The 26,057-nt window shown below is 64.0% G+C and carries 30 protein-coding genes and 1 pseudogene; 10 read left to right on the top strand and 21 right to left on the bottom strand.

Features of this window, described 5'->3' with window-relative positions:
- Positions 1 to 32: 32 nt before the first annotated feature.
- Complete coding sequence (locus HZZ13_RS02830; RefSeq protein WP_246504284.1) at positions 33 to 2,582, bottom strand: ATP-binding protein; 2,550 nt, start codon at positions 2,580 to 2,582, stop codon at positions 33 to 35.
- Between the two features lie 52 nt (positions 2,583 to 2,634).
- A complete protein-coding gene (locus HZZ13_RS02835) occupies positions 2,635 to 3,012 on the bottom strand; it encodes an AfsR/SARP family transcriptional regulator (protein WP_197958153.1) in 378 nt (125 codons plus the stop codon).
- 143 nt (positions 3,013 to 3,155) lie between these two features.
- On the opposite strand from HZZ13_RS02835, the gene HZZ13_RS02840 reads away from it, so the two are divergent.
- Entirely contained in the window at positions 3,156 to 3,446 is a 291-nt protein-coding gene (locus tag HZZ13_RS02840; RefSeq protein ID WP_197958154.1) for a hypothetical protein, read from the top strand.
- 243 nt (positions 3,447 to 3,689) lie between these two features.
- Here HZZ13_RS02840 and HZZ13_RS02845 read toward each other — a convergent pair.
- The 8 genes and pseudogenes from HZZ13_RS02845 to HZZ13_RS02880 all read right to left on the bottom strand — a co-directional run.
- Positions 3,690 to 3,928, bottom strand: a pseudogene (locus HZZ13_RS02845) (GrlR family regulatory protein); the annotation flags it as partial.
- A gap of 133 nt (positions 3,929 to 4,061) precedes the next feature.
- Positions 4,062 to 5,822: an adenylate/guanylate cyclase domain-containing protein gene (locus HZZ13_RS02850; RefSeq protein ID WP_197958155.1), complete on the bottom strand. Its 1,761-nt coding sequence runs from the start codon at positions 5,820 to 5,822 to the stop codon at positions 4,062 to 4,064.
- Between the two features lie 309 nt (positions 5,823 to 6,131).
- Complete coding sequence (locus tag HZZ13_RS02855) at positions 6,132 to 6,836, bottom strand: GrlR family regulatory protein (RefSeq protein ID WP_197958156.1); 705 nt, start codon at positions 6,834 to 6,836, stop codon at positions 6,132 to 6,134.
- Positions 6,837 to 7,091: 255 nt separating this feature from the next.
- Complete coding sequence (locus tag HZZ13_RS02860; protein WP_007609497.1) at positions 7,092 to 7,241, bottom strand: hypothetical protein; 150 nt, start codon at positions 7,239 to 7,241, stop codon at positions 7,092 to 7,094.
- Positions 7,242 to 7,342: 101 nt separating this feature from the next.
- A complete protein-coding gene (locus HZZ13_RS02865; protein ID WP_197958157.1) occupies positions 7,343 to 8,164 on the bottom strand; it encodes a tetratricopeptide repeat protein in 822 nt (273 codons plus the stop codon).
- A gap of 58 nt (positions 8,165 to 8,222) precedes the next feature.
- Positions 8,223 to 8,924 carry a GrlR family regulatory protein gene (locus tag HZZ13_RS02870; protein WP_197958158.1) on the bottom strand — a complete coding sequence of 234 codons (702 nt, stop codon included), beginning with the start codon at positions 8,922 to 8,924 and terminating at the stop codon, positions 8,223 to 8,225.
- 185 nt (positions 8,925 to 9,109) lie between these two features.
- Entirely contained in the window at positions 9,110 to 10,144 is a 1,035-nt protein-coding gene (locus HZZ13_RS02875) for a glutamine synthetase beta-grasp domain-containing protein (protein ID WP_197958159.1), read from the bottom strand.
- 241 nt (positions 10,145 to 10,385) lie between these two features.
- Positions 10,386 to 10,694, bottom strand: a complete 309-nt coding sequence (locus tag HZZ13_RS02880) for a hypothetical protein (protein ID WP_197958160.1) — start codon at positions 10,692 to 10,694, stop codon at positions 10,386 to 10,388.
- On the opposite strand from HZZ13_RS02880, the gene HZZ13_RS02885 reads away from it, so the two are divergent.
- Positions 10,684 to 10,887: a DUF2735 domain-containing protein gene (locus HZZ13_RS02885; RefSeq protein ID WP_036000384.1), complete on the top strand. Its 204-nt coding sequence runs from the start codon at positions 10,684 to 10,686 to the stop codon at positions 10,885 to 10,887. The two genes, HZZ13_RS02880 and HZZ13_RS02885, sit on opposite strands and share 11 nt — an antisense overlap.
- A gap of 111 nt (positions 10,888 to 10,998) precedes the next feature.
- On the opposite strand, the gene HZZ13_RS02890 is transcribed toward HZZ13_RS02885, so the two are convergent.
- A complete protein-coding gene (locus tag HZZ13_RS02890) occupies positions 10,999 to 11,325 on the bottom strand; it encodes an MliC family protein (protein ID WP_197958161.1) in 327 nt (108 codons plus the stop codon).
- Positions 11,326 to 11,411: 86 nt separating this feature from the next.
- Here HZZ13_RS02890 and HZZ13_RS02895 point away from each other — a divergent pair, with 86 nt between their 5' ends.
- From HZZ13_RS02895 to HZZ13_RS02910, 4 genes are all read left to right on the top strand, one after another.
- The gene (locus HZZ13_RS02895; RefSeq protein ID WP_197958505.1) at positions 11,412 to 12,155 is read left to right on the top strand and encodes a tyrosine-protein phosphatase; all 744 of its coding nucleotides are present in this window, start codon (positions 11,412 to 11,414) and stop codon (positions 12,153 to 12,155) included.
- Positions 12,156 to 12,179: 24 nt separating this feature from the next.
- Positions 12,180 to 12,860, top strand: coding sequence for an SDR family oxidoreductase (locus HZZ13_RS02900; protein WP_197958506.1), 681 nt, complete (start codon positions 12,180 to 12,182; stop codon positions 12,858 to 12,860).
- 101 nt (positions 12,861 to 12,961) lie between these two features.
- Positions 12,962 to 13,648, top strand: coding sequence for a DUF2161 domain-containing phosphodiesterase (locus HZZ13_RS02905; protein ID WP_197958162.1), 687 nt, complete (start codon positions 12,962 to 12,964; stop codon positions 13,646 to 13,648).
- A 95-nt stretch (positions 13,649 to 13,743) separates the two neighbouring features.
- A complete protein-coding gene (locus HZZ13_RS02910; RefSeq protein WP_128261949.1) occupies positions 13,744 to 14,043 on the top strand; it encodes a hypothetical protein in 300 nt (99 codons plus the stop codon).
- 80 nt (positions 14,044 to 14,123) lie between these two features.
- Here the strand turns inward: HZZ13_RS02910 and HZZ13_RS02915 are convergent, their stop codons facing one another.
- From HZZ13_RS02915 to HZZ13_RS02945, 7 genes are all read right to left on the bottom strand, one after another.
- On the bottom strand, positions 14,124 to 14,729 hold the full coding sequence (locus HZZ13_RS02915) for a GNAT family N-acetyltransferase (RefSeq protein WP_197958163.1): 606 nt from the start codon (positions 14,727 to 14,729) through the stop codon (positions 14,124 to 14,126).
- A gap of 150 nt (positions 14,730 to 14,879) precedes the next feature.
- The gene (locus tag HZZ13_RS02920; protein WP_197958164.1) at positions 14,880 to 15,278 is read right to left on the bottom strand and encodes a PaaI family thioesterase; all 399 of its coding nucleotides are present in this window, start codon (positions 15,276 to 15,278) and stop codon (positions 14,880 to 14,882) included.
- A 104-nt stretch (positions 15,279 to 15,382) separates the two neighbouring features.
- Positions 15,383 to 16,585 (bottom strand): kynureninase, encoded by a 1,203-nt coding sequence (gene kynU / locus HZZ13_RS02925; RefSeq protein WP_197958165.1) that lies wholly within the window; start codon positions 16,583 to 16,585, stop codon positions 15,383 to 15,385.
- An 8-nt stretch (positions 16,586 to 16,593) separates the two neighbouring features.
- Complete coding sequence (kynA, locus tag HZZ13_RS02930) at positions 16,594 to 17,433, bottom strand: tryptophan 2,3-dioxygenase (RefSeq protein ID WP_197958166.1); 840 nt, start codon at positions 17,431 to 17,433, stop codon at positions 16,594 to 16,596.
- A 31-nt stretch (positions 17,434 to 17,464) separates the two neighbouring features.
- Positions 17,465 to 18,277: a hormone-sensitive lipase gene (locus HZZ13_RS02935; RefSeq protein ID WP_197958167.1), complete on the bottom strand. Its 813-nt coding sequence runs from the start codon at positions 18,275 to 18,277 to the stop codon at positions 17,465 to 17,467.
- A 280-nt stretch (positions 18,278 to 18,557) separates the two neighbouring features.
- Positions 18,558 to 19,835, bottom strand: a complete 1,278-nt coding sequence (locus HZZ13_RS02940) for an ArgE/DapE family deacylase (RefSeq protein WP_197958168.1) — start codon at positions 19,833 to 19,835, stop codon at positions 18,558 to 18,560.
- 54 nt (positions 19,836 to 19,889) lie between these two features.
- Positions 19,890 to 20,615 carry a pyridoxamine 5'-phosphate oxidase family protein gene (locus tag HZZ13_RS02945; protein ID WP_197958169.1) on the bottom strand — a complete coding sequence of 242 codons (726 nt, stop codon included), beginning with the start codon at positions 20,613 to 20,615 and terminating at the stop codon, positions 19,890 to 19,892.
- A gap of 74 nt (positions 20,616 to 20,689) precedes the next feature.
- Between HZZ13_RS02945 and pdxR the strand changes: the two genes are divergently transcribed.
- Positions 20,690 to 22,159 (top strand): MocR-like pyridoxine biosynthesis transcription factor PdxR, encoded by a 1,470-nt coding sequence (gene pdxR, locus HZZ13_RS02950; RefSeq protein WP_197958170.1) that lies wholly within the window; start codon positions 20,690 to 20,692, stop codon positions 22,157 to 22,159.
- A 67-nt stretch (positions 22,160 to 22,226) separates the two neighbouring features.
- Positions 22,227 to 22,472 (top strand): DUF6719 family protein, encoded by a 246-nt coding sequence (locus HZZ13_RS02955; RefSeq protein ID WP_197958171.1) that lies wholly within the window; start codon positions 22,227 to 22,229, stop codon positions 22,470 to 22,472.
- A gap of 12 nt (positions 22,473 to 22,484) precedes the next feature.
- On the opposite strand, the gene HZZ13_RS02960 is transcribed toward HZZ13_RS02955, so the two are convergent.
- On the bottom strand, positions 22,485 to 22,847 hold the full coding sequence (locus HZZ13_RS02960; RefSeq protein WP_197958172.1) for a hypothetical protein: 363 nt from the start codon (positions 22,845 to 22,847) through the stop codon (positions 22,485 to 22,487).
- A 33-nt stretch (positions 22,848 to 22,880) separates the two neighbouring features.
- Complete coding sequence (locus HZZ13_RS02965) at positions 22,881 to 23,045, bottom strand: hypothetical protein (protein ID WP_197958173.1); 165 nt, start codon at positions 23,043 to 23,045, stop codon at positions 22,881 to 22,883.
- A gap of 406 nt (positions 23,046 to 23,451) precedes the next feature.
- Here HZZ13_RS02965 and HZZ13_RS02970 point away from each other — a divergent pair, with 406 nt between their 5' ends.
- Complete coding sequence (locus tag HZZ13_RS02970; RefSeq protein ID WP_311972591.1) at positions 23,452 to 23,670, top strand: hypothetical protein; 219 nt, start codon at positions 23,452 to 23,454, stop codon at positions 23,668 to 23,670.
- A gap of 11 nt (positions 23,671 to 23,681) precedes the next feature.
- On the opposite strand, the gene HZZ13_RS02975 is transcribed toward HZZ13_RS02970, so the two are convergent.
- Positions 23,682 to 24,230, bottom strand: coding sequence for a CreA family protein (locus tag HZZ13_RS02975; RefSeq protein ID WP_197958174.1), 549 nt, complete (start codon positions 24,228 to 24,230; stop codon positions 23,682 to 23,684).
- Between the two features lie 208 nt (positions 24,231 to 24,438).
- Here HZZ13_RS02975 and HZZ13_RS02980 point away from each other — a divergent pair, with 208 nt between their 5' ends.
- Positions 24,439 to 25,995, top strand: a complete 1,557-nt coding sequence (locus tag HZZ13_RS02980) for a L,D-transpeptidase (RefSeq protein WP_197958175.1) — start codon at positions 24,439 to 24,441, stop codon at positions 25,993 to 25,995.
- Positions 25,996 to 26,057: the final 62 nt, after the last annotated feature.

Consider the following 26,057-nt stretch of genomic DNA (forward strand, 5'->3'; position numbering starts at 1 on the left):
TGCTTTCTGAGCCTTGCGTCTCAGAAACCCGCCTATCGACATTCGGCCTTTGATGCGCCCAGCGCGCCCAGCGCGTGCTGGACCTGATTTGCCGTATAATCGACCACCTCGCGGTGAGTCATCGCCGCACCACGCCGCTTGGCCTCCGCGAAGGCAGCATTGCCCAGCACCTGACGAACGTTGGCGAGGGTGTCGGGCAACTCCTGGAAAAAGCTGGTGGATGGGATCATTTGGGAAAGGGCTCCGCTGAGCGTGGCCGCGACCGTCGGATGGCCGAGCCGATCAAACAGCAGAATGAGCGTGGCGGTCGTGAGGGTCGCAAGCCCGATCTCTGTTGATTGGCTCCAGATTTCGAGCATTCGCGGCAGGGTTCGCAACGTCTTGACCGGATCGCCGCTTCGCACTTGCAGCTCCGCGACGGCGGGGATGATGACGATCTCCCAGTAGCGGTTACCGGATGTCCTTGCATGAGCAAGGGCTGCCTCGAATGCATCCAAGGCGCGCCCTGGGTTGGCTTTGCTGAAGGCTCTTCCCTTGGAGAACAGCGCCGCGATCAGCGTACTTGGAGTTCGGGCGGCCGCAACCTTGTCAAGGATGTCGTCGGCAATCGCCATTGCCTCCTCATGGGCACCGGCCATGGCGAGGTAGAAAGGAAGCGTCGCCAGGCATTGCCTCTCGCGCCGGTCTGCCGGGTGCTCGGCGCCGGCACGTGCAAACTTGACAGCGCTTTCGGCGTGGCCTTGTCGGGAGGCAATCATGGCGAGAACGGCGAATGCCCACACCGGCGGATCAAAGTTGGCGTTGCCCATCAGCGCTATCGCTTCTTCGGCGTAGCGCGTTGCTTCTTGAACGCGCCCCAGGTTCCAGGCCATTTTCGCCGCGTAAGTCAGCAGGGCGCCGAGCCGGCGATGGCCGGCGCGCCTTGCGGCATCGACGATCTCCATCGGCCAGTTGAGGGGTTCGCTGCGCACCCGGAGAACTGCCATGCCCGGAATCCTGGATGCGATGCGGGCCGCAACATCGATATCGTCCTGACTGCTCGCCCACCGAAACGCCGCGCGCAGATTGTCCACCTCTTGATCGAGCCAGGCATAAGCCATCAGTTGCTGCGGGCTTCGCCAAATCCTGTGGTGCGTCTCGGCATCCTCCGCGAAGAATTGGGCATGGCGACGCCGAAAGATCTCGGCCTCGCCCAGCATCGCGAGCCGCTCCTCGGCAAACTGCCGGATGGTTTCGAGCGCGCTGTAGCGAACTGCATTCCCGACCCGTTTGACGCTGAGCAGCGATTTGCGCACCAGCGAGTCCAGGAGATAGAGAACATCGCCGGCTGCGATGTCGCCGCCGCAACAGACGCGCTCGGCAGCCTCCAATCCGAAACCTCCGGAGAATACCGATGTGCGCAAAAGCACCGCCTGCTCGGATGACGACAACAGGTCATACGACCATTCGACCGCGTGGCGCAGCGTCTGGTGTCGTTTCAAGACGCGTCGCGGCCCGCTGGTGAGCAGGCGGAAGCGTTCATGCAGGCGATCGCGGATCTGACAGGGGCTCATTGTCCGCGTTCGTGCGGCTGCAAGCTCGATGGCCAGTGGGATCCCATCGAGGCGGCGGCATATTTCACAGACCGTGTCACCGTCACCATTAAGTTCGAAGTGTGGTTCGACGAATCGCGCGCGCTCCACGAACAATTGAACCGCTGGCGCATCGCTTCCGTCGCCGCATTCGAGCGGCAGCACCGGGTAGGTCCGTTCGCCATCGAGCATCAGCATCTCCCGGCTGGTCGCCAGCAGGCTGACATGCGGGCATCTCGACAGGATCTCCCGTGCAAGACCGGCTATCGCATCGATCAAGTGCTCGCAATTGTCGAGAATGAGAAGCAGGTTTCGCCTGGCAAGTGCATCAGCGACGCTTTGCTCGATGGTCTTCCCGGCCTGTTGCGTGATGCCGAAGACGTCTGCGACGGCGTGACCGATGGCACCCGGATCGTCGAATGCGGCAAGCTCCACCATCCATGTGCCGTCCGCATACTTGTCGTGCAACTTCGCCCCCAGCTCAAGTGCGAGCCGTGTCTTGCCGATTCCGCCGGGGCCGGTCAGCGTCACCAGCCGTGCGCCGGACATGATCCCGCCTGCCCTTGCGAGGTCTCTGTCGCGCCCCAGAAAGCTCGTTGCCTGGACAGGCAAGTTACCCGGCGCGGCATTCGCGTTCAGCCGTGGCGGAGTGCTTCCGTCCAAAACGTCCGTAGCTCGCGGACTCTCGCGGATCCGGCTGGCGGGCCCCTCTCGCACCGGGCTTCGCACGATCGAGGGTCCGGACTCCCTGCGGTTCCACTCTCGCAGGAGATGGCGGTGCAATGACTTGGTCTGCGCGTCTGGCTCAATTCCCAGTTCCTTGGAGAGCAGTTCCGCGCAGGTCCGATACTGCCGGAGTGCCGCCCCCTGTCTGCCTTGCCGAGCATAGAGCTCCATCAGGGCGCGATGCACACGCTCCTGCAGAGGATCCGCAGCAAGCAGGCGTGTTGCGATGTGAGTGCCGCGTTCGATCACACCCTCCGATAGGTGGTGATCGAGCAGCTTCGCCATGCCTTCCAAGGCGAGTTCACGGAGCCGCTGCCGTTCCGCCGCTGCCCAGTTTTCAAATTCTGGTGCCGCGACGCTCCAGGTTCGCCACGCCGGGTTCCTCGATAAGATGCTCGAATACTTTTGCATCGATTTCGAGGGTGGTCGGCTCGAGACGGACGGTGTCCTCCTGAGCGATCAGCGCCGCAGGACAGGTCCGTGACAAGGCCTTGCGCAAAAGGCTCAGCGCCTGTCGCAAACTGTCGCGGGCCTGCGCCTCACTGTGATCGCCCCACAATAGCGCCGCAAGTTTTGGTCGCGCCTGCGCTTCGCCCTGATGCATTGCCAGATAGGCGAGCAGGGCTGTCGTCTTCTTGGTGGCCAAGGGGATAGGCTCACCGGTGTCCATCTGGAGCCGGAAGCTGCCGAGCAGTGCAAGCTTTGCCTTCGCCATATCCGCCGGCCCTTTGCTCGGGGTGCAAAAAACACCCGGTCCGACGATTTTGCGAATTTATCACGCTGGGGCCGACAGGTCCATTGCGGCGGGCAGATAGTGTGCTTGCGAGGTCAAGGCCACCGTTACCGAGGGAGATTACCATGTGGAACCGTTTGTCGATCGCAGCCGCCGCCGCACTCTTGATGGGCTCAGTCGGAGCCAACGCTGCAGAATTGCCGACCTATGAAGTGCTGGGCTTTCCGATTACGCCGCACCAGTTCGTGATATTGGGCCCGGCGAACGCGCAACAGGGGACGCCTGCCGCCGGCGTGTCGGCGCCGATCCTCACGCCGCGTCAAGAAGCCCGCGATGAGCAGATCGCCAGCAATGCGGCACGCGGGATCACAGAGCTCGCCCTCTCCCCCGTGGTTGCGCTCGATCCCGCGCGGTAGATCGCGCTGTCGCGTGGCGGCTGATCTCGCACCAGCCGCCGCGCGCCAGTCGGATTCCGCGACATATCGCTGCGCTGTTGCCGGCCGGCAAGCATCGCCGTGGCTTGCGCTTCTTAGCGAAGAACAAGCCACGTGGCCGCCCAGCTCGGCTGCGAGCATCCAACCAGAGCGTTCTCTTTTTGGTGCGCCGCCGTTCAACGCGGCACGAATGGCGCTCTTTCGCAAGCGTTGCCCGTAGACGTGCTACGCGCGCCGCATCAGCTTGAGCGAGGCTGTCAGCCGCAGGCTTCGCTTCCCGCAAGCGCGATGCCTTCGAGCTCGCCGCTGTCTTCCGTGCAGGTCCCGGAGAATCCGATCCCGACCTCGAGGCCGCCGAACACGGGGTTCTCGCCTTTCGCCGGCGTGTGCTCCTGGTTCAGCATCTCGCCCTTCCAGCGCCCGTCCGCCGAGGCATAGGAGCCGAGATAGTAGAAGAACGCATCAGCAGCGGCCTATCAGTCGGTCACATCCGGCTTCCCCAAACAGCAGACATTGGGCGAAAGCTCTCGTGATGTTCAGCTCAGCGGCCAATCGCGGACGTCCTAGTTTCGGCTCCGCCTACTGAGGCGGTGATGGTCATTCGGGCAGCCCAGCTCTCCTCAATCCTTCTTGGTAGCGCGAGATGTCTTCGGCGCGTCGGTAAGGTCCTAAGAAATCCTTGAGATTCGAAAGACGCAAGGCGGGATTGAGCTGCCGCAGCCGCAGCAGGCATTGATGTGCTCGCTCCAATCGACCGGCCATTGCGCTGCTTGCAGCCGCTGCACGTAATGCAGGTTGAAAATCCTGATTATCCTGCAACGCCATTGCTGCCCACGAGGCCGCCTCGTCGTAGCGACCAAGGAAGAAATGGGCGTGCGAGAGCCCCGCTCGCACTCCGCTAATTGAGGGATCGAGCGGGTTGAGGCGGATGGCACGTGCGAAGCGCTCGATCGCGACCTCCGGCTCGCCTAGCCAGTTTTTCACCCATCCACCCCAGAACCATGCCTCCGCCCAATTGGAATTGAATGCAAGCGCGCGGTCGATCAAGGCTGCCCCTTCCTCGAGATCGCGGACAACAAACGCTAACGTATATCCGCTCGCGGCGACGGCGATGACGTCGTCTTTTCCTAGCTCAACAGCCCTCTGCGTGAGCTTCTTCACTTTGGTAATTTCGCTGGTTGTGAATGAAATCCAGCCGTTCGTCTTCGCCCAGGCATAGCAAAGGGCAGCACGACCGTAAGCTGATGCAAACCCCGGGTCGAGCTTGATCACTTTATTGAATAGGCGTAACGCCTCTTCATTAGCTTGCCGATTCGTAATTCGATAAGAGCTGGCTAACCCGCGCAAGTAGTGATCATAGGCATCAAGACTCTCGGTTGGGTTACGTTTGGCGCGCTCGATCTCGGCCTGCTCGACCGCCGGCGCGATTGCTCCGACAATGCTTTCGGTGACCTGATCCTGCAAATCGAAAATGTCGCCTAACCCTCCATCAAATCGATTTGCCCAAAGATGCGCGCCATTGGCAGTATCGACGAGCTGTCCGGTAATCCGCACTCGATTGGCAGCTTTACGAACGCTGCCTTCCAATACATACCGAACCCCAAGCTCGCGCCCGACTTGTTTCACATCGACGGCTCGCCCTTTGTAAGTGAAACTTGAATTGCGAGCGATCACGAACAGCGCTTTGAAGCGGGACAATGCGGTGATGATGTCCTCGACCATTCCATCAGCAAAGTAGTCCTGTTCGGGATCCCCGCTCATGTTTGTGAAAGGTAACACCGCAATGGACGGCTTGTCTGGTAGCGAAAGTGTGGGCCTTACCGATGGGGTCCGCAGCCCAACCGCCGGTACTGCAATCCGGAAGACGCGCACCGGCCGAGCGATGTTCTTAAGCTGCCGCTCGCCAAGATCTTCGAAGGCCAGATCTAGCCTGTCGCGCACCTGATCGTGCACGACTCTGCTCACGCAGATCCCATTGGCGCCGGCAAGAGTTTCGAGCCGAGCTGCAACGTTGACACCGTCACCGTAAATGTCGTCGCCGTCGATGATGATGTCGCCGAGATTGATACCGATCCGGAACTCGACGCGATGGTCGTCCGGCACGTTACGGTTGCGATCCTGCATGGCGCGCTGGACCTCCACGGCACATTGAACGGCTTCCACCACGCTTGGGAATTCGATCAGGAGACCGTCGCCGGCCGTCTTGACGATGCGGCCCTGGCGCTCGGTAATCTTCGGATCGATCAGCTCTCGTCGATGCGTTTTCAGAGCCGCCAAAGTCCCTGCCTCGTCACTGCCCATCAATCGGCTGTAACCGACTACGTCGGCGGCGATGATGGCTGCGAGCTTCCGGGTCATGCCAATGCCCGTTCCAGTTCGAGCGCTTAGGCAGTCGAGACTACCTCATGAAACGTCGACGGTCATCTGGCCCTAGCTGGCGACACCCCAGAAATGCCGGTTCCGCGGCCACCGGCAGCTTTCGATTTGGGAGATCGCCTCCTTCGCGTAAATCGCGTCGTTTGGCTCCCGAGTGAATTGGTCTACCCTGACGACCAGGCCATTTCGGAGCTGCTCTTGATTTCGCTAACGAGGCACATGCGGGCGCGGCGAGGCGCGAGGTCTGCTTCAATTCACGAAGCGGACACCCGATGCCAATGAGTGTGCGCCCTACGCCTTTCGCAGCAGCTTGAGCGATGCTGTCAGCCGCAGGCTTCGCTTCCCCGCAAGCGCGATGCCTTCGAGCTCGCCGCTGTCTTCCGTGCAGGTTCCTGAAAATCCGATGCCGACCTCGAGGCCGCCGAACACGGGGTTCTCGCCTTTTGCCGGCGTGTGCTCCTGGTTCAGCATCTCGCCCTTCCAGCGCCCGTCCGCCGAGGCATAGGCGCCGAGATAGTAGAAGAAGGCATCGCCGCCGAGGATGCGCCCGTCGATCAGCAGCATCACGCCGGACAGTCCGGCCTCGACGCCGTCGAGCGCGCTCAGCTTCATGCCATAGAGCCCGTTGGCGATGCCGCCCGGTCCGACCTTCCCGCTCGGCGGCAACCCCTCGTCGTCGAGGCGGGTGAGGTTGGCCCAGAACCTGGCGCCCGGCATGGTGTCCGCGCCGCCCTCGAGACGGATCTGGTTGCCGTAGAGCCGGCCGCGCGCCCCGATCGAGGCGACGTCGGCGCCCATCAGCGGCTTGTAGCTGGGGTCGAGGTTGTGCCGCTCGGTGATGACCTCTGCGACAATCTCGCCGTCGCGCTCGACATAGGTGCCGAGATGCGCAAAGCCCGAATTGCCGCCCAGCATCCTGCCGTCGTGCAGGCACATGATGCTGCAACCGAACGCATCGTTGACGCCGTATTCAACCTTGTAGAGCCCGTCCAGCAACGTCCTGAACCCGCAAAACCGGAAATGAATTGCGGGCTACCTAGCATCGTCGCCGCGGCGAAACCACCGGCTTTTCCGCGCATCACCGCCCGGGGGCCTCCGCCCGCCATGATGCCATTATGCCCCTGTTTTGCCCGACGGGTCAAACCCCACTTCGTAAAATCCGCAGTCAATGATTTCAGGGACTTGGCTCCTGTGCATGGGGTTGTTTTTCGACTTTTTATGTCCGGCCCTGCGGAAAGGGGCCTTCACGCCTCAGTGACGCTTGAAATACTGCACCTCGCGCTCGTGCTTCTCGGCGGCCGCACGGCTCTTGAACGTGCCGAGGTTACGGCGCTTGCCGGTCTTCGGATTCACCTTGCGTGAATAGAGGCGGTATTCGCCCGATGCCAGTTTGCGGATCATGATCGCGCTCCGTTTCGTCTGGATGTCAACGGCGTCCGCGCGAGCCGGGTTCCGTCGAATCGTGGCTCTGTTCGTGAGCCACTGCGCGACCGCGATGGCGTTCAGAAGCACAGCGTGGTGACCAGCTTGCCCTGCTTGTCCTTGATGGCATAGGGGCAGCGAATGCGCTCCAGCGCTTTCTTGGCGTCCTCGTCGCCGAGCGCAGCGGCGCGCTCGTAATAGGCCTTGGCGGCGTCCTTGTCCTTCGCACCGCCGCGGCCGCCTTCCGCGAAGGCGCCCATCCGCTCCAGCGCGCCGGGATGGTTTTGGGCCGCCGCCTTCTCGAACAAGGCGCGCGCCGCAACGTCGTCCTTGTCGCCGCCGGAGCCTTCGGACAGCATCAGGCCGAGCTGGTACTGCGCCTCCGCGTTGGTCTCGGCAGCCTTGCCGAGCAGCGCGCGCGCCTGGGCGGGGTCGGCCGGCGCCGCGCCGCCTGCAGCGCCGAGCGCGGCAAGGTTACTGACCCCGCGGGGGTTGCCGGCCTGCGCCGCCTTCTCGAACAGCTTTCGCGCTTGCGCTTCGTCCTTCGCGACGCCCGAGCCGGTGGCGTAGGTAACACCGAGCTCGACCATCGCCGCACTCGATCCCTTGTCGGCGGCCTTGCGCCAGGCCGCGATCGACTCTGCCGTCTGCCGGTTCGCCGCGTAGGCGCGCCCGAGCTCGAACATCGCGCGGCGCGAGGCGTTTGCCGCCTGCCTGCAGAACTTGATCGCGGTTACGATGTCGGCGGAAGCGATCTCCGCGACGCCCTTCACGTCGGCCGGCTTGTCGGGATCGCTGGGATCGGCGGCGAGGCGGTCGCACAAGACGAGATCGGCCGATTGCGCCTGCGCCGTCAGGGGCGCGGCGAGCGCCAGAAGCATGGTAAGGAGGAAAGTCCGCATGATCGTCACGTTGCGTCTGTGGCCCGGCAAATTCAAGGCTCGAGTCGGCTCACGTGGCTCAGGCGCGATGCAACAGCTTGAGCGCTGCGGTCAGGCGCAAGGATCGCTTGCCGGCCAGCGCTGTTGCCTCCAGCACCGCCTGCTCCGCGTCGTAGCTGCCGGAGAAGCCGATGCCGACCTCGTGGCCGCCGAAGATCGGATCGTCCTTGGCCGGCGTGTGCTCCTGGTTGAGGATCTGGCCCTTCCAGCGCCCCTTCGCGGCGGTGTAGCTGCCGAGATAATAGAAGGCCGCATCGCCGCCGAGGATGCGGCCCTGGTTCAGCAGCATCACCCCGGTGAGTCCCCCGTCAAGGCCGTCGAGCATGCGCAGGTGGATGGAGTAGAGACCGTCGCTGATGCCACCTTCGCCGACGCCGCCGGCGATCGGCACCTCCTCGTCGGTGATCGGCGTCATCAGCGACTGAAACGGCACGCCTGGCAGCTCCTTGAGCTCGCCCTTGAAGCGATAGAGATCGCCGTCGGCCCAGCCCTTCGCGATCAGGGTTGCATCGTCGGTGCCCGCCATGGCGCGGTAGCTTGGATCGGGGTTATGGCGGACGGTCTTGATCACGACGTCGACGCCGCTGTCGGTCTTCTCGTAGGTGCCGATATGGGCGAAGGCCGAATTGCCGCCGAGCATCTTGCCGTTGCCGGCATGCATCACGCTGCGGCCGACGGCATCGCCGAGCTGAAATCTCACCTTGTAGAAGCCTTCAATCACCAGCCGTGTCCCCGGCCCTGCGCGCGTCCGGATGCACTCTATCCCGCTTTCGACGGCGATGGACAAGTTTCGCAGCGCCCGGGCCGGCCACAGCTGTCATCGAAATGCAAAAATCCGCCGGAGCTTTCGCTCCGGCGGATTGTGAGCCAACCCGGGCCAGCCCCCCAGCCCGGGCCGGGAGGATCTTAGGCCGCGGCCTTCTTGTCGGTCGGCACGGACGAGATCGTCTTCAGGATCTGCGAGGCGATCTGGTAGGGGTCGCCTTGCGAGTTCGGACGGCGGTCTTCCAGATAGCCCTTGTAGCCGTTGTTGACGAAGGAGTGCGGAACGCGGATCGAGGCGCCGCGATCGGCAACGCCGTAGCTGAACTTGTTCCACGGCGCGGTCTCGTGCTTGCCGGTCAGACGCTTGTCGTTGTCCGGGCCGTAGACGGCGATGTGGTCCATCAGGTTCTTCTCGAAGGCCGCCATCAGCGCCTCGAAATATTCCTTGCCGCCGACTTCGCGCATATAGGCGGTCGAGAAGTTGGCGTGCATGCCCGAGCCGTTCCAGTCGGTGTCGCCGAGCGGCTTGCAGTGGAATTCGATGTCGATGCCGTACTTCTCGGTGAGGCGCAGCATCAGGTAGCGGGCCATCCACATCTGGTCGGCAGCGGTCTTGGAGCCCTTGCCGAAGATCTGGAATTCCCACTGGCCCTTGGCGACTTCCGCGTTGATGCCTTCATGGTTGATGCCGGCAGCGAGGCAGAGGTCGAGATGCTCTTCGACGATCTTGCGGGCGACGTCGCCGACGTTCGAGTAGCCGACGCCGGTGTAGTACGGCCCCTGCGGTGCCGGATAGCCGGCATCGGGGAAGCCGAGCGGACGGCCGTTCTTGTAGAAGAAGTACTCCTGCTCGAAGCCGAACCAGGCGCCGGGGTCGTCCAGGATGGTGGCGCGCTTGTTGGACGGATGCGGGGTCTTGCCGTCGGGCATCATGACTTCGCACATCACCAGCACACCGTTGGTGCGCGCACCGTCCGGGAACACGGCGACGGGCTTCAGCACGCAATCGGAGCTGTGGCCTTCGGCCTGCTGGGTGGAAGAGCCGTCGAAGCCCCAGAGCGGGAGCTGCTCGAGCGTCGGGAACGACGCGAATTCCTTGATCTGAGTTTTGCCGCGCAAATTCGGAGTCGGCGTATATCCGTCGAGCCAGATGTACTCGAGCTTGTACTTGGTCATTGAGCCTCTCTGTAGATGATGCGAAAGGTTGGGGGCCCGGGAGGCCCCCGCACGTTTGTACCCGGCCATCATCGGCCGGCGCTTCCCAAGCATTTCGCGTGCCAAAAGGCCGCACTACGGGCGGTTTTCCACCGCTTCCCGCTCCTCCTCGCCGCGGACGAGCCCTGCACGCCACCATGCGTCATAGCCGCGCACCCTGACGTGAAGCTGCACTGCAAAGATCCTGCTGAAATCGCCCGATTCAGAAGCAGCGGACGCCACCCCGTGCATTGCCGATGAAACGCGCATCAACCTCCGGCAACTTTCGCAAACTCCCCCACCCCTCCCCAGCAACCTTCGGAATGGCCCACGCGTTGGTCAGCAGCAGCGTGCCTTGGAGGATGCAGAAGGCTGCCTGCCTACAAATTGGGCGGAAACTGATTTCCTTTTCAGCACTTTCCAATCCGGAATGCGCGGCCGATATGGGGATTCCAGTAACCACAATCGAACGAGTCGGGCGCACCATGGAGGCCAAGGCGCTTCGACCAAGGAGAATCGCAATGATGAACAATGGTCTGAGTCACGGATCTGCAAAGATCTACCAATTCCCCGTCGGCGGCCGTGCGGCCCTCGCCGGACGCCGCTACGGTGAGACCCGCCTGCCCGCCGACCAGGCTTCGCTGCCCGCGAACGTGTCGACCTGCAGCGACAGCTGGTATCACCAGGACGCGGTCGACGAAGCCAAGCCCAAATGGGAACGCTGATGCCGGCTACGGGTCTGACAACGCCGGGCTTGCGCAAGCGGCCGGTGACAGTTTGAAAAAGGGTCGAAACAACGGCGTTTCGGCCCTTTTTGATTCCAGGTGCGCTCCCGCCTAGATCCCGGGCTTTTCGACCACCGCGCATGCGGTAACCGGCCGATTCAGATGCTTGACCGTTGCAGGTCCGGTCTTGGGAATCCTCAGCGTGACTCCCGCCCCCGAATAGCGCGCTCCCGAAACCGCCAGCCGTTTGGCGAGCGTAACGGGCTCACCATCGATCTGGAGGAAGGCGCGCTTGTCGTAGTCATAAAACCCGACGATGAACTGCGTACCATCGGCGCAGCGGTAGGTTTGGAAGGTCTGCGCATCGGCCTGCCGCGCACCCGGCAATGCGCCCACCAGCATACTGACCGTCAAAACAATGGCCTTGTGCCGGCCCATGATCGCCCCCTGTAATAGACCGCAAGGACGCCAAACGTGCATCCGGTGGAACCATAACCCAAGCTGATCCCATGCAAGACTCCCCGCTGAAGGACTCCCCTGCCCGTCATCTCGCCCTCCAGGGTGCGAGCAATTTCCGCGACCTCGGCGGCTACCCGACCAAGGATGGCCGCACCACACGCTGGCGACACATTTTCCGCTCCAACCATCTCGGTCAGCTCACTGCGGCCGACATCGAAATCGTCCGCGCGCTGGGCGTGCGCAGCGCCTTCGATTTCCGTGGCCTCGAGGAGCGCGCGGGCGGCATCTGCGTCGTGGACGAGATCACGGTGCATTCGCTGCCGATCGAACCGACCGTCGTGGCCGGGCTGCGCGCCGAGCTCGCGAAGGGCACGCTGACCGCGGCCGTGGCGCTCGAGCTCATGCGTGAGTCCTATCGCAATTATGTGCGCCACAACACGCACAGCTTCCGTGCGCTGTTCGGTCATTTGCTGGAAGACCGCGCGCCGCTCGTGATCCACTGCACCGCCGGCAAGGACCGCACCGGCTTTGCCAGCGCGTTGATCCTGCACGCGCTCGGCGTGTCGGACGAGGTCATCGCCGAGGATTATCTCTTGACCAACCGGCACTACAAGCGCGACCCGTCGAACGCCTCCGATCTGCCCGCCGATGTCCTCGACGCGATCGGCAGCGTCGAGGCCTCGTACCTGGCGGCCGCCTTCGAGGCCGTCGGGCGTGACTATGGCGATCTCGAAACCTACTTGCGTGATGGGCTCAAGCTCGGCACAGCAGAGCGAACCGCACTGAAGGCGCGCTATCTGCAAGCGTAGGCGGCCGCGCCGGGAGAAACGATGATGCGAGGCAAGGTTCTGGTCGTCACCGGCGTTCTCGGCGCAATTGGCAAAGTGGTTTCCGAAGTCGCGCGGTCCCGCGGTGCGCTCATCGCCGGCATCGATCACGCGCCATCGCAATTGCCGGCAACGCCCGAACGCATCGAGATCGGCGGTGTCGATCTGTCCGACGCGGCGCAAGCGAAAACGGCCGTCGATAGGGCCGCAAAGCATTTCGGCCGGCTCGACGTACTGATCAACATCGCCGGCGGGTTCGCCTTCGAGACCGTCGGCGACGGCGATATCGCGACATGGCAGCGCATGCATGCGCTGAACGTGCTGACCGCGCTCAACACCTCGCGCGCGGCGCTGCCGCACCTCGCCGAGTCCATGGCCGGTCGCATCGTCAATATCGGCGCGATGGGCGCGCTGCAGGCAGGCAGCGGCATGGGTCCTTATGCGGCGTCGAAAGCCGGCGTGCATCGCCTGACAGAGGCCCTCGCCAGCGAGTGGAAGGGCAAGGTCACCGTCAATGCGGTGCTGCCCTCGATCATCGACACCAAGGCCAACCGCGCCGACATGCCGAAAGCCGACTTTTCCAAATGGGTGACGCCGCAGGAACTCGCCGAAGTTATCCTGTTCCTCGCCAGCGATGCCGCGAGCGGCGTTACGGGCGCCCTGATCCCGGTCGGTGGACGGATGTGATTGCGTTCTGATCGGACCGTCAAAAGCATCGGCTCCGATTCAACCGGGGCCGAGAAGGTTCTAGACTGTCTGCAACTGATTCTCCGATCGGACGTCCCCCCTTGGAAACCGCGCTTTACCTGCCCGTCAAACGCTTCCTCGAAGAGCTCGGCTTCACGGTCAAGGGCGAGATCGGCGGCTGCGATCTGGTCGGACTCAGCGCCGGCGATCCACCCGTTGTGGTGATCGGCGAGCTGAAGCTTGCCTTTAATCTCGAGCTGATCCTGCAGGCAGTCGATCGCGCGCCGGCCGGTGACGAGGTCTGGATCGCAGCGAAAATGTCCGCGCGCGGCAAGGGACGCGAGAGCGATGCGCGCTATCGCAATCTCTGCCGTCGCCTCGGCTTCGGCATGCTTGGCGTGACCGATCGCGGCCAGGTCGAAGTGCTGGTGAAGCCGCCGACCGCGGCGCCGCGCCGCGAGCCGAAGGTGCGCTCGCGTCTCGTCGCCGAACATCAGCGCCGGCAGGGCGATCCCGTGCTCGGCGGCAGCACCCGCGCACCGATCATGACGGCCTATCGCCAGCAGGCGCTGGCCTGCGCGTCAGCCCTTGCCGAGGGACCGAAGCCGGTGCGCGAGCTGCGCGAGCGCTGCCCCGATGCCGGCAAGATCTTGCTTAACAATGTGTATGGCTGGTTCGAACGCGCTGAGCGCGGGATCTACCGGCTCACCGAAGCCGGACATGCCGCCCTGAAGCGTTGGCCTCAGAAACGGGTGGAGGTCGGCGCAGGTGCTGCGTCACCGCTGTGACACCAGACCGGTGCATAGCTGAGATGCCACACCGATTTCATATTGCAATGCAACATTGGTGGCACTAGGTATCCCGGCATCAAAATGAGGCCGTTATGAGCGCAGACTGGAATACCAAATATGGCACGCGGCGCGTCCGCCACGATCCCCCGACCCTGGACGAGGCGATCTTCGCCGCTGTCGGCATCACCGACGACCAGGCGCAGCAGGCCGAGATCGCCGCAGCCTTGATGGGGATGCCGCTCGATGTCGTCCAGGCCGAGGTGAAGAAGCAGGCCCGCACCAACAGCCGCATCACCGCTACCCGCGTGATCGCCGGCGAACAGGGCGCGCAGCGCTCCGTCGTGGTCGAACGCCGCGTCGTCCGCCGCTTCGGCGCCGGCACGCGCAGCTGAGCATTCATTTCATCGCACAGAACACGAAAGCGGACCGGCCTTGCCGGTCCGCTTTGTGATTCCTGTCCGCAATTTCCGGGCTATGCGGCGCGATTGCCGTACATGCTCGAGATCAGCTTCCAACAAGTGCTGTTGAAGCTGAGAAGAGCGCGCCCGGCCGTGAACGGCGAGGCCGCGAGATCAGCAAGCTCGGCCTCGGGCGTCTTGGCGAGGTCGATCGTGCCGGTCGATTCGCCGTGGCGGAAAGCCAGATGGGCCCCGAACTTCCTGGCGAGCGCCCGCATCGCGTGATTTTCGGCGCCCGTCGTGATGCGCAGCTGCTTGTAGCCCTTCCACCGCGCCTCTGCGATCAGGCGGCGGAACAGCACGGTGCCGACGCCTTGGCGACGCGCGGAGGCTTCCACGCTGAAGGCGACCTCCGGCAAGGAATCGTCCTCCGGCGGATGCAGTTCGGCCGCACCGCGCACCACGCCGTCGGTGATATAGGCAACGATCACGGTGCCATCCTCGGCGCAGCGGGCGGCGTAGCGCTCGATGAAGCTGTCGTCGAGAAAGCCGTTAAAACGGTCATGCCGGCTGCTGGCATCAAGCCTCAGCAGGTGATCGCGCAGGAGCGGCAATTCTTCCTGCTGGATCAGGGTCCGTACATAGCCGGGAACGGTACGGACGGTGTCTTCAAGTACCACGTCAGAACTCCTCTTGGTGTCCCTCGAGGAGGCGTTCGAATCCCTAGGTCCCCCATATTGTGCATCGCACCATGATTTTCAAGATGGAGATCTGCCCAAGTTTCAGGCATCGGCGCGACTAATTCGTTAATAAAATCAAAGCCCCTAGGTTCACAGGACGAGCTGGGTCTGGGTCACCACTGCAACCAATTTGCCGTCCTCGGTTTCCAGCCTGGTGGTCCAGACCTGGGTCCGCCGGCCCTTGTGCACCGGGGTGGCCGTAGCGATGAGCGTGGCCCCCTCCTTCGCCCCACCGATGAAATTGGTCTTGCTCTCCAGCGTGGTCGTACCCTTGGCGTCCTCTGGCAGGTTGATCACGGTCGCTGCCGCGCCGACGGAATCGGCCAGCGCCATCACGGCCCCGCCGTGGATGGTGTGGTGAAGCGTGCAGAGATCGGCCCGGACCGTCATCCGCGCCACCACGCGGTCCTTCTCCGCCTCGACAAACTCGACGCCCTTGAGCTCGGCGAACGGCATCTTCATCGCTTTAAGTTTCTCGAGCGGCGTCATCGGAACTGCTCCCGATTGGTTGTTGTCTCAGCGTGAATTGCCGCGCGCGGCGAAGCAATGACGTCCAAGGTAATCATCCCGGACATCTGAGGAACAGTCCTTCCTCACGTCACCGCATTCACGACCTGGTACTCCGGCCGCCGCCAGATCTCATCGGCAATCACCTCTTCGATCATCTCCGCCGCGCGGATGATCTCGTCCGCTCCGACATAAAGCGGCGTGAGGCCGAACCGCATGATGTCGGGCGCGCGGAAATCACCGATGACACCGCGGGCGATCAGGGCCTGCATCGCGGCGTAGCCGCCGGCGAAGGCGAACGAGACTTGCGAGCCGCGCCGCTCATGCTCGCGCGGGGTCACGAGCTTGAGTTGCGGACAACGGCGCTCGACTTCACCGATCAGGAGATCGCCGAGGATAAGCGAACGCGCACGAACCTCGGCGATATCGACTTTGTCCCAGATATCGAGGGAGGCCTCCAACGCCGCCATGGCGAGCACTGGCGGCGTGCCGACGCGCATGCGTTCGACGCCGCCCGCGGCCGCATAGGCAAGCTCGAACGCAAACGGTTTTGCGTGACCCATCCACCCCGACAGAGCGGAGCGCGCGCCATCGGCATGGCGAGGCGCGACATAGAGGAAGGCCGGCGCGCCGGGGCCGGCGTTGAGGTATTTGTAGGTGCACCCAGCGGCGAAATCGGCACCGCTGCCGGCGAGATCGACCGGCAGCGCGCCGGCGGAATGGGCGAGATCCCACACCGTGACGATGCCGTGCGCATGCGCTTTCGCGGTGAGCTTCGCCATATCGTGGCGGCGGCCGGTGCGGTAGTCGACCTCGGTAATGTACAGAACCGCGATCTCCTCGGACAATACGCCCTCGATCTCCTCCGGTGCCACCAGGCGCAATTGATGGCCGCGCCCGAGCGTCGCGATCAGGCCTTCGGCCATGTACAGGTCGGTCGGGAAGTTGCCGGTGTCCGACAGAACGATCCTGCGGGACGGGGTCATGTCGAGCGCGGCGGCGAGTGCCTGATACACCTTCAGGGACAGCGTGTCTCCGACCATGACGGAGCCGGCCTCGGCACCGATCAACCGCGCGATGCGATCGCCGACATGGCGCGGCTGGACATACCAGCCTGCGGTGTTCCACGCGCGGATCAGCTCGTTGCCCCACTCCACGGTGATCACGCGGTTGACGCGCTCGGCAACGCCCAGCGGCAACGCCCCAAGCGAATTGCCGTCGAGATAGATCACGCCGTCAGGCAAGTGGAACAACGCTCTGGTGTCGTCGTAGACGCGAAGCCTGGTCATGAACATCCCTACAAAATCGTACGCACGCGCCAGAGCTCGGGAAAGAGTTCGACCTCGAGCATGCGCTTCAGATAACTCACGCCACCAGTGCCGCCGGTACCACGCTTGAAGCCGATGACGCGCTCGACCGTGGTGACGTGGTTGAAGCGCCAGCGCCGGAAATAGTCTTCGAAATCGACCAGCTTCTCGGCGAGTTCGTAGAGCATCCAGTGCGTCTCCGGCGCCTCGTAGACGATACGCCAGGCCTGCAGCACGCCTTCGTTGAAGCTGTGGGTCTCGCGAACGTCGCGCGCCAGCACCGCCGCAGGCATCTTGAGCCCGTTTCGGTCGGCGAGCCGCAGCACCTCGTCGTAGAGGCTTGGCGTCGCGAGCTCGGATTCGAGCAACTTGATTGTCTCCGCATCGTGTGCGTGCGGCTTCAGCATGGCGTGGTTGCGGTTGCCGAGCAGAAATTCGATCAGGCGGTATTGCCGCGACTGGAAGCCCGAGGATTGTCCGAGCTGCGAGCGGAAGCGGGTATACTCGCTGGGCGTCATGGTGCGCAGCACGTCCCAGGCGCCGTTGAGCTGCTCGAAGATGCGCGACATCCGCGCCAGCATCTTCATCGCGGGTTGCACCTCATCCCGTGAGATCGCACCGCGCGCGGCGCTGAGCTCGTGGATGGCGAGGCGCATCCACAGCTCCGTGGTCTGATGCTGGATGATGAACAGCATCTCGTCATGCGCCTCCGACAGCGGATGCTGCGCACCGAGGATCGCGTCCAGCGCGAGATAGTCACCGTAGGACATGCGCCGGGAGAAGTCGGTCTCGGCCCCTTCGCTTGTGGGATCGTAATCGCTGGACGTCATGGCTGGCCCTCTCGAACGATCGTCCCTGGCCTCATCCGTCTAGGCCGATCAGGCGCGCGGTGATCTGTGACGACGGGTCCTTGAGCCCGTCGATCACTGTGAAATGGTTGAGGCCGGGCTCAACGACGAGGTGCGTCGGCACGTCGAAGCCGGTCCAGATATTGGCCATCAAATCGGACTGGCGGATGAATTCGGGCCGCTCACTGCCGCCGACCCAGGCCGTTACGGGCGAATGCCCCCGTGGCAGATGCAGCGCAGCGCTTTCCAGCGTCGCCTCCTCCATCGTCATGCCCAGCGTCTCGTTCATTCCAGTCTTCAGGAGCGGACGTAAGTCGTGCAGGCCGCTGATCGAGAGCGTACCGGCAATGCGGTTGTAGACGGCGGACTCGAGCCGGCTGTCGTCGCACAGCATGCGCGTGACGAGATGGCCGCCGGCGGAATGGCCGGCCAGCCGGATCGGCCCCGAGACGAGCGATGCCGCTTTGGCGATCGCGGCGGTGATTTCCGCAGTGATATCGGAGATGCGGGCAGCCGGTGCCAGCGTGTAGCTCGGCAGCGCCACCGTCCAGCCATGGTGCCGCGCACCTTCGGCGAGGTCGGTCCAGGCCGACTTGTCGAAACGCATCCAGTAGCCGCCGTGGACGAAGACGACGAGACCCTTGCTGTCGCCGTCAGGCAGGACCAGATCGAGCTTCTGGCGCTCGCCGGCGCCGTAGGCGATGTCGGGGCGAAATTCCTTCAGCCCGGCGCGGTAGGCCGCCGCCCGCTCCGCCCACAGCGCCGGCATCTTGTCCGAGCCCGGGATATGGGCCGAATTGGCGTAAGCGTCATCCCAATCGCGCATCGTTGCTCCCGAGGACTCGTCCGACGAACCGGACGCCAGTCTGCCACCGGTCAGGACGGCATCCTAGTCTTTCTTTTAAGCTTAAAGGATTTGGGAGGGCCCATCGATTGCGCAGCTGACGACTGGCCCGGTGCGTTCCCCGGGCGCAGCGCAGCGTGCAACGATGCGTTGCTGAACCGGGGTCCAGTGCATGTGGCGACATGGGTCCCGGCTCTGCGGAGCACCACGCGGAACGACGCTTCGCATCGTCCGCGCGCTGCACCGCGTCCGGGACACCAAACTACGCCTTCTCCACGCCGCACCATTCCGCGATGAACAGAGCCATCGCCTTGGTCGTCTTCTTCAACGACTCCAGGTCGACGAACTCGTTGAAGCCGTGCATCTCCCCTCCGCTGGCACCGAAACACAGACTCGGGATGCCGTGGTTGAGGCCGTAGAAGCGCGTGTCGGTCAGTGCCGTGAAGACGAGATCCTCTGGCGTGCCGCCATAGACCCTCTTGAAAGCTTTCCCGAACGCAGCCTCGGGCTCCGCGGCATTGGTCAGCTCATAGCCTTCCGACAGGAAGCCGGACCATTCGACCTGCGGCGGATTGTTGGCGAGGAAACGGTGGTTGCGCGAAGCGGCGGCGACGCAAGCCATGATCTCCTTCTGGTGATCGGCGATCGACCAGCCCGGCAACACCGCAATCCGGCAGTCGACGTCGCACCAGGCCGGCACGCTCGAGGCCCAGTCGCCGCCCTTGATGACGCCGGCGTTGAAGTTTACGGGATGGTCGAGCGTCTTGAAGTGGCGGTCGGCCTTGGCCCGCTCGTTCCATTCGATCTCGAGCTTTTGCAGCGCCTGGATCAGGTGGTACGCCGCCATGATTGCGTTCGCGCCGGAGCCTGCGAAGGCAACATGGGTCGGGTGCCCCTTCACGCGGAGGCGAAACCAGATCACGCCGACCTGCGAGCGCACCATCTTGCCGCCGGTCGGCTCCGGAATGAAGCAGGCATCGGCGCGATAGCCGCGCTGCAGGGTGGAGAGTGCGCCGACACCCGTGCTCTCCTCCTCGATCACCGATTGAAAATGGATCCGCGCCGTCGGTCTGAAGCCCGCGGCCTTGATCGCGTCCAGCGCGTAGAGCGCACCGATCGTCCCGGACTTCATGTCGCAGGCACCGCGGCCGAACATCTTGCCGTCCTTGATCACCGGCGCGAATGGCGGCGTATCCCACAATTCCAGCGGACCGGCCGGCACCACATCGCAGTGCCCCTGCAGGATCAGCGACTTGCCGCCGTTCGTTCGCGGACGGTAAGTGCCCACCACGGATCGCGCCTTCGAAAAGTCGTGCTCGATCGGACCGAAGCCGCGCAGGTCCTTCAAATCCTCGATATCGATGTGCCAGTCGTCGACCTCGTAGCCGCGTTCGCGCAGGAGATCGCCGATCATGTCCTGGCATGGTCCCTCCGCCCCGCGGGTCGAAGGGATCGCGACGAAATCGCGGGTGGTTGCAAGCTGAGCTTCGAAGCCGTTGTCGACGGCGTCGAGAATCCTCTGCTGCGTTTCGGCATTCATTCGGGCGACTCCAGACATTCCAATGGTCCCAAGGCGCGCGCAAACTAGCCGATTTCAGCCGTTCGGGTACTCCAGAAAATATGCATCCCGCAATGCATCTTCGAGCAGCCGGCCTTCGGAATAGCCGTTCAGCGTCGCAGGCCGGCTCACACCATCGAGCAGGCGCGGGCACGGTTCGGGGGCGCCGAGCACGGTGCGGACCGGAATGCGCTCCGCATAGATCGGCAGCGCGTAGTCCTCGTCATCGTCGGCGACACCCTTGGCGCGGATCTTGGCCGAGGCTTCCTCGATTTGCATGGCGATGAAGGACGTTGCCTTGATTTCCTGTGTGGAGCTTGGACGCAGGCCGGCGGTGCGATCCGGGAAGAAGCGATCGACCATCGCGATCACCGCCCGCTCCTTCTCATCGGGATCGGTGACGAGATAGGCCCTACCGAACGCCATCACGGCGCGATAGTCGGCGGAATGGTTGAAGCCGCAGCGCGCCAGCACGAGGCTGTCGAGATGGGCAACCGTCAGGCAGACGCGCTCGCCCTTGCTCTGGTTGCGCAGCATGCGGCTGGCGCTCGATCCGTGCCAGTAGAGCCTGGTGCCCTCGCGCCAGAAGAAGGTCGGCGTGCAATAGGGCTGGCCGTCGATCACGTAGGAGACGTGGCACAGCATCGAGGAATCCAGGATGCGATGGACCGTGTCGTGATCATAGAAGCCGCGGTCGTGCCGGCGCTTCACCTGATTGCGGGCCGACGTCGGATAGGAGTTCGAGGTCTCGGTCTGGCTCACGGCCGCTCCTGCTCGGATGGAAGAAGTCCGGAGCAGTTGTAGCGGCGCATTTGGTCTGCGATAGTTCCAATTCCATGCAAAAAATTCCGACCAATTCGTCCTCCCGAGCCAAGCCCGAGCTTCCGCTCGACCTCACCGGCCCTCACGTCACGGCCGGCGCTTCCGCCGCGCACCGGCTCTATCAGGCGCTGTGCGAAATGATCGTCTCCGGCCTGGTCAGGCCGGGCGAGCCGCTGCCGCCGTCACGGACGCTGGCCAGGCAGACCGGCTTCCGCCGCAACGCCGTCGTCACCGCCTATGAGCGCCTGATTGCCGACGGCTTTGCCGACGCAACGGTCGGCTCCGGAACGTTCGTCGCGGCGCGTATCCCCAAGCGCGCCGCCGAGCCGAACAAGCCGAAGGTCGCTCTCGAAGCGCCAAAGCAAGGCGCGTTTGCGCTGGGCTGTACCCACATCGACGAGCGCGCCGTACAGCGCTTTCGCGCTTTCGTCGGCCGCCGCATGCGCGCATTCGGACCCGAGCACCTGCATTATGGCGATCCTCGCGGCAGCCGCGAGCTGCGCGTGGCGATCGCGGACCATCTCTTGTCGGCGCGGGGGCTGCGTTGCGACCCCGACCAGATCATGCTGACCTCGGGCACGCTGCACGCGCTACGGATCGTGCTGAGCGCGATCCTGGGATCCAGCGACCAGGTCTGGTGCGAGGACCCGGGCTATCCCGCCGCGCGAAAAACCATCGCCCATTGCGGTTATCGCACCGTGCCTGTCCCGGTGGACGAACACGGGATGCGCGTCGCCAAAGGCCGCATCGCGGCGCCGTCCGCGCGCGCGGCCTACGTCACACCGTCGCACCAGTTTCCGCTTGGCATGCAAATGTCGATGCCGCGGCGGCTCGAGCTTCTGGACTGGGCGAAACAGGCAGGCGCATTCGTGCTCGAGGACGATTACGACAGCGAGTTCCGCTATGACGGCGCGCCGCTGATGTCGCTCGCCGGCATCGATCGCCTCCAGCGCGTGATCTACCTCGGCACCTTTGCCAAGACGCTGTTTCCGGGCTTGCGCATCGGCTATTGCGCCCTGCCCGAACGCCTGATCGCCGACGTGACGGCGGCGCGCGCGGCGCTCGACCGTTTTCCCGGCACGCTGATGGAGGGCGCGGTGGCGGATATGCTCAATTCCGGCGCCTTCGCCGCGAACCTGAAGCGCGTGCGGAAACTCTATCGCGAAGCCCGCGACGTGCTCGCCGAGACGCTGGAAGTCGCGTCCGGTGGCGCGCTTTCGGTGCCGGTGCCATCACAAGGCCTGCATCTTGTCGCGCGGTTCGATCCTGCCGTCGATCCGGCGGTGGCGGCGCATGCCAAGCAAGCGGCCGGCGCCGAAGGCTGGCTATTGGCGGACACTTATTCGCGCGGGCGTCCCCTGCCCGGCTTCGTACTGGGATTTTCCGGGCATCCGATGCCACAGCTCGTGGCCTCTGCCGAACGTCTCGCGAGGGAATCGCGCGCCGCGTTGGGCGCAAGGCGAACATCGCCCCGCCGGGCGTGACGAAGCTTCCCTATCAGAATCGCCCGCCGCTCCCTAGATTGCGGCATCGATGCCGGGACCTCATATCATGCTGCTGCGCCGTGCGACTTGCCTTTCGCTGCTGTTCTCCATCGCGCTTGCCTCGACGGCACGCGCCGCCACCATCGGACGGGAGCAGGACATCGGCGATCTCAAGCTCGGCCAGCGCGTGCTCGTGGATGACGGAACCTGCCCCGCTGGCCAGGTCAGGGAAGTGCGCGGCGCGAAAATGACCGACAAGGGAGTCTCGCGCACGAGCTCCTGCGTGCCGCGGCACGGACCGAAAACGAAGTGATGATCCGAGAAGTTATTTCGCCGGATCGAACATGCACTGCAAGGTCGGTTTGGCGATCTTGGTGAAGGTCGGGCCGATCTCGCTGTGCTTGGAGGCCGGCACCCAATCGGTCTCGATGGTGGGCACGCCGGTCTCGCTGATGCCGCGCAACAGCGCTTCGCGCAGATCGCGATCCTCGACGGCTGCGGCGGCGTGATCGTGCAGGCAGCCGCAGACTTCCTCCGGATGCTCCCAGCGCCCGAGCATGCGCGGCGCACACTGGCGCACGAATTCGCCACGCGGATCCGGTAGCCTGGAAGGTGAGCGAACCTGCGCCTGAACGGAGCTGATTGTCAGAAGGGACACGAACGCTGCGGCGCAGAAACGAAGCAACATGATGGGCTTTGCCGGCTGTTGTGCTGTGTGCGGTCAGAAGCGCGCGGCAACGATGATCGGCTGAGCGGCCGGCACCGCCACGGGCGAGCCGCTGTACTGGAAGGTGCCGATACCGGGGAGATTGCCGTCGGGCGCCCCCGCCAACGAGGAGCCGGCGAGCACGAAACCGAAAGCAAGAATGAAGCTGAGCGCGCGCATGATGTGTGTCCCAATTCGGTGGCCGGCGGTGTGCCGAGGTCGTTATGAGCCTGATAACCATGGGCGGTTTCGCGCGTGATGCGCCAAAAGCTGAAAATGGTTTCGTCTTCGTGAGAATTGTTTCGTCCCGGCCGCGGCAACGAAACAATTCTCGGAAAATGCCAGTTATTTCAGACATCTCACTCGGCAGGCCAAAGTCGCCTGGCAAGTTCCGGCGCCGGCACGGACATGCGCCCTGCGCAGGTGTCGTCACGCGGCCGCCGCGCGCGCTTCACATGCATTTTACGTTTTTCTGGTGAAAGGACGGCAACAGAAGGCTGGACCCTGTCGAACCTGGGTTGGTTCGCCAACGACCCAAGCCCTCGAAACCGAGACGCCCGGATCACCGGGCGCGTTCACGTGAGGGATGGCCATGATGTCGGCAAATCGCGCAACGCCGCGCGATGAAAATCCACCGACGGATCGTGCAGATCAACCGATCATTCGCGGCAGCGCCGGCGCAATGGCGCTGCAATCGAGCCGCGGCCTCGAGGCCGCGCCGCAGACGTTCGTGCGGCTGACCGGGTCGCGCCTTGCGGCGCCGCGCGAGCGCCACCGGGTGAACGCAAGCCCGTCGCAGGTGTGAACGCAACTGCGTCACTGCGTAAAGAACTCGCCGCACTTCTGAATGTTTGCATCCGCCGGTCCCCACGGCATGATCGGCACGGTCGAGGTCGAGTTCTTCGGCGAGCCTTCGATCAGCTTGTCCGAATAGACCATGTAGACCAGCACGTTGCGCTTGGCGTCGCAGCCGCGCACGATCTGCATCTTCTTGAAGAACAGCGACCGGCGCTGGCGGAACATGTCGTCGCCCTGCTCCATCTTGTGCTTGAACTTGATCGGACCGACCTGGCGGCAGGCCAGCGAGATGTCGGAGACCTCCTCGGCAAGGCCGAGCCAGCCCTTGAAGCCGCCCTTCTCCGGCACCGTGAAGTGACAGGCGACGCCCTCGACTTCGGGATCGTCGAGACCATAGGTCGCGAGCTTGTCGTTGGGGCTCACCCATTTGAACACGGTGGAGCGGCGAAAGATCAGATCGGGCTCGTCGGCCGCAGATGCCGACGCCATAGGCGCGGTCAGAGCCAGGAGGATTAAAGCGAGGCCTTTCAGACGGATGCTGGAAAGACCGGCGAAACGAGATGACATGAAGTTCTCCGGTAACAAGTCCCTGCAATGTAGGAACGCAAGCGGCGGTCAGGAAGGCGGCGGAGGAGCGGACGCGGCCGCCGTTTACCGCTCCGTGAGGCTTTTTTGCTACGCCATGGACAAAAGTAGCTGATGGCAGAACCGCGCTGCTGGTGAACGCGTATCCCCTTTGCGAGACTAACGTCTGATTTGGATTATGGATTCGAGGATGAACAGCGTGAACGGGTCGGGTTCTTCTGCCAAGCCGGCACGGCTGTGGCAGGTCGCCATTTTGACGGCGGCGGGTGCAATCGGCACGACCAGCCAGGCAGACGCAGCATTTTATTACTGGACGGACTATTCCGACGGGTCCTACTACGCCCGGCAGGAGCGGCTTCCCGAAATACCGCGCCGGAAACCGCAAACGCGCGGCGCCGCAAGCAAGAAGGACGTCGTCGTCGAGAAGGAAGCCGGCACCAAGCCGCAAGGGCCGCTCGTCATCGTCGTCTCGATCGAACGGCAGAAGGTGACGGTCTACGACAATACCGGCGTGTTCGCGGAATCACCGGTGTCGACGGGCATGAAGGGCCACTCGACGCCGATGGGCGTGTTCAGCGTCATCCAGAAGCACAAATTCCACCATTCCAACATCTATAGCGGCGCGCCGATGCCGTACATGCAGCGGATCACCTGGTCCGGCGTCGCGATGCATGCCGGCGTGCTGCCGGGCTATCCGGCCTCGCATGGCTGCATCCGCATGCCCATGGCCTTCGCGATGAAGATGTGGAACTGGACCAAGATGGGCGCGCGCGTGATCGTGGCGCCCGGCCAAGTGTCGCCGCAAAGCTTCTCCCATCCCGTGCTCGCCTCCATGCGCGTGCCGCCGCAGCCCGCCGCGAGCCTCGCGCCGCAGACCAATGTCGCCGACAAGGCCGATAAAGGCACGGCCGAAGCCAAGCCGGTCGAGACCAAGACGGCCAGCGCCGACAGCGTGCTCGAGTTGCGCACCTCGGTCGGCCACGCCGTGCTGTCGGACGTGACCACCGGCAATGCGGCTGCGCGCGCGGAAGCCGCCGCGACCGCCGACGAGGTCAAGACGGCCGAAGCAGCCAAGCCCCAATCGGACGAAGCGGCCAAGCCGGCGAGCAACGACAAGCCCGCCGACAAGGTCGAGGCCGTCAAGGCCGAGCCGACCAAGACGGAGGCGGTTGATTCCGCGAAGGCGCCGAATCAGACCGGTGCGCCGGCGCTCGCCACCGCACCCGATGCAAAGAAGGACGAGGGCCGCGTCACCGATCCTGCGCCGGCGGCGAAGCCGGACGTGCCCAAGCGGGCCGGCCAGATTGCCGTCTTCATCAGCCGCAAGGATTCCAAGCTCTATGTGCGGCAGAATTTTGCGCCGCTGTTCGAGGTGCCTGTCACGATCGCGGCCAGCGACCGGCCGCTCGGCACGCATGTCTTCACCGCCGAGCTCGACAAGGCCGATCCCAACGCGCTGCGCTGGTCGGTGGTGTCGCTGCCCGTGTCCGCCCGTTCCGCGGCGCGCGAGGACGACAGCCGCGTAGCGCGTCGCCAGCGCGGCGCAGCCGTGATCCCCGTCGCCGCAAAACCGGTGGTGATGCCGGACAGCCCGGCTGAAGCCCTGGACCGCATCTCGGTCCCTGCCGACACCATGGCGAAAATCAACGAGATGCTGACGTCAGGCGGCTCGATCATCGTCTCCGACCAGGGTATCAACCAGGGCGAGACCGGCGAAGGCACCGACTTCATCGTCCGCCTGTACTAGCTCGCAATGCACGGCCGATAACGCGGTGTTGACGCGAGAGGTCGCGGTGGCGGAGTAATCTG

It is taken from the genome of Bradyrhizobium agreste (genome assembly GCF_016031625.1).
GTDB classification, from domain to species: domain Bacteria; phylum Pseudomonadota; class Alphaproteobacteria; order Rhizobiales; family Xanthobacteraceae; genus Bradyrhizobium; species Bradyrhizobium agreste.

Coding starts and splice junctions, on each gene's coding strand:
- HZZ13_RS02830 (WP_246504284.1), bottom strand. CDS start 2,582: ATGGCGAAGCTGCTCGATCACCACCTATCGGAGGGTGTGATCGAACGC.
- HZZ13_RS02835 (WP_197958153.1), bottom strand. CDS start 3,012: ATGGCGAAGGCAAAGCTTGCACTGCTCGGCAGCTTCCGGCTCCAGATG.
- HZZ13_RS02840 (WP_197958154.1), top strand. CDS start 3,156: ATGTGGAACCGTTTGTCGATCGCAGCCGCCGCCGCACTCTTGATGGGC.
- HZZ13_RS02850 (WP_197958155.1), bottom strand. CDS start 5,822: ATGACCCGGAAGCTCGCAGCCATCATCGCCGCCGACGTAGTCGGTTAC.
- HZZ13_RS02860 (WP_007609497.1), bottom strand. CDS start 7,241: ATGATCCGCAAACTGGCATCGGGCGAATACCGCCTCTATTCACGCAAG.
- HZZ13_RS02865 (WP_197958157.1), bottom strand. CDS start 8,164: ATGCGGACTTTCCTCCTTACCATGCTTCTGGCGCTCGCCGCGCCCCTG.
- HZZ13_RS02875 (WP_197958159.1), bottom strand. CDS start 10,144: ATGACCAAGTACAAGCTCGAGTACATCTGGCTCGACGGATATACGCCG.
- HZZ13_RS02885 (WP_036000384.1), top strand. CDS start 10,684: ATGATGAACAATGGTCTGAGTCACGGATCTGCAAAGATCTACCAATTC.
- HZZ13_RS02890 (WP_197958161.1), bottom strand. CDS start 11,325: ATGGGCCGGCACAAGGCCATTGTTTTGACGGTCAGTATGCTGGTGGGC.
- HZZ13_RS02900 (WP_197958506.1), top strand. CDS start 12,180: ATGCGAGGCAAGGTTCTGGTCGTCACCGGCGTTCTCGGCGCAATTGGC.
- HZZ13_RS02910 (WP_128261949.1), top strand. CDS start 13,744: ATGAGCGCAGACTGGAATACCAAATATGGCACGCGGCGCGTCCGCCAC.
- HZZ13_RS02920 (WP_197958164.1), bottom strand. CDS start 15,278: ATGACGCCGCTCGAGAAACTTAAAGCGATGAAGATGCCGTTCGCCGAG.
- kynU (WP_197958165.1), bottom strand. CDS start 16,585: ATGACCAGGCTTCGCGTCTACGACGACACCAGAGCGTTGTTCCACTTG.
- kynA (WP_197958166.1), bottom strand. CDS start 17,433: ATGACGTCCAGCGATTACGATCCCACAAGCGAAGGGGCCGAGACCGAC.
- HZZ13_RS02935 (WP_197958167.1), bottom strand. CDS start 18,277: ATGCGCGATTGGGATGACGCTTACGCCAATTCGGCCCATATCCCGGGC.
- HZZ13_RS02940 (WP_197958168.1), bottom strand. CDS start 19,835: ATGAATGCCGAAACGCAGCAGAGGATTCTCGACGCCGTCGACAACGGC.
- pdxR (WP_197958170.1), top strand. CDS start 20,690: ATGCAAAAAATTCCGACCAATTCGTCCTCCCGAGCCAAGCCCGAGCTT.
- HZZ13_RS02955 (WP_197958171.1), top strand. CDS start 22,227: ATGCTGCTGCGCCGTGCGACTTGCCTTTCGCTGCTGTTCTCCATCGCG.
- HZZ13_RS02960 (WP_197958172.1), bottom strand. CDS start 22,847: ATGTTGCTTCGTTTCTGCGCCGCAGCGTTCGTGTCCCTTCTGACAATC.
- HZZ13_RS02965 (WP_197958173.1), bottom strand. CDS start 23,045: ATGCGCGCGCTCAGCTTCATTCTTGCTTTCGGTTTCGTGCTCGCCGGC.
- HZZ13_RS02970 (WP_311972591.1), top strand. CDS start 23,452: ATGGCCATGATGTCGGCAAATCGCGCAACGCCGCGCGATGAAAATCCA.
- HZZ13_RS02975 (WP_197958174.1), bottom strand. CDS start 24,230: ATGTCATCTCGTTTCGCCGGTCTTTCCAGCATCCGTCTGAAAGGCCTC.
- HZZ13_RS02980 (WP_197958175.1), top strand. CDS start 24,439: ATGAACAGCGTGAACGGGTCGGGTTCTTCTGCCAAGCCGGCACGGCTG.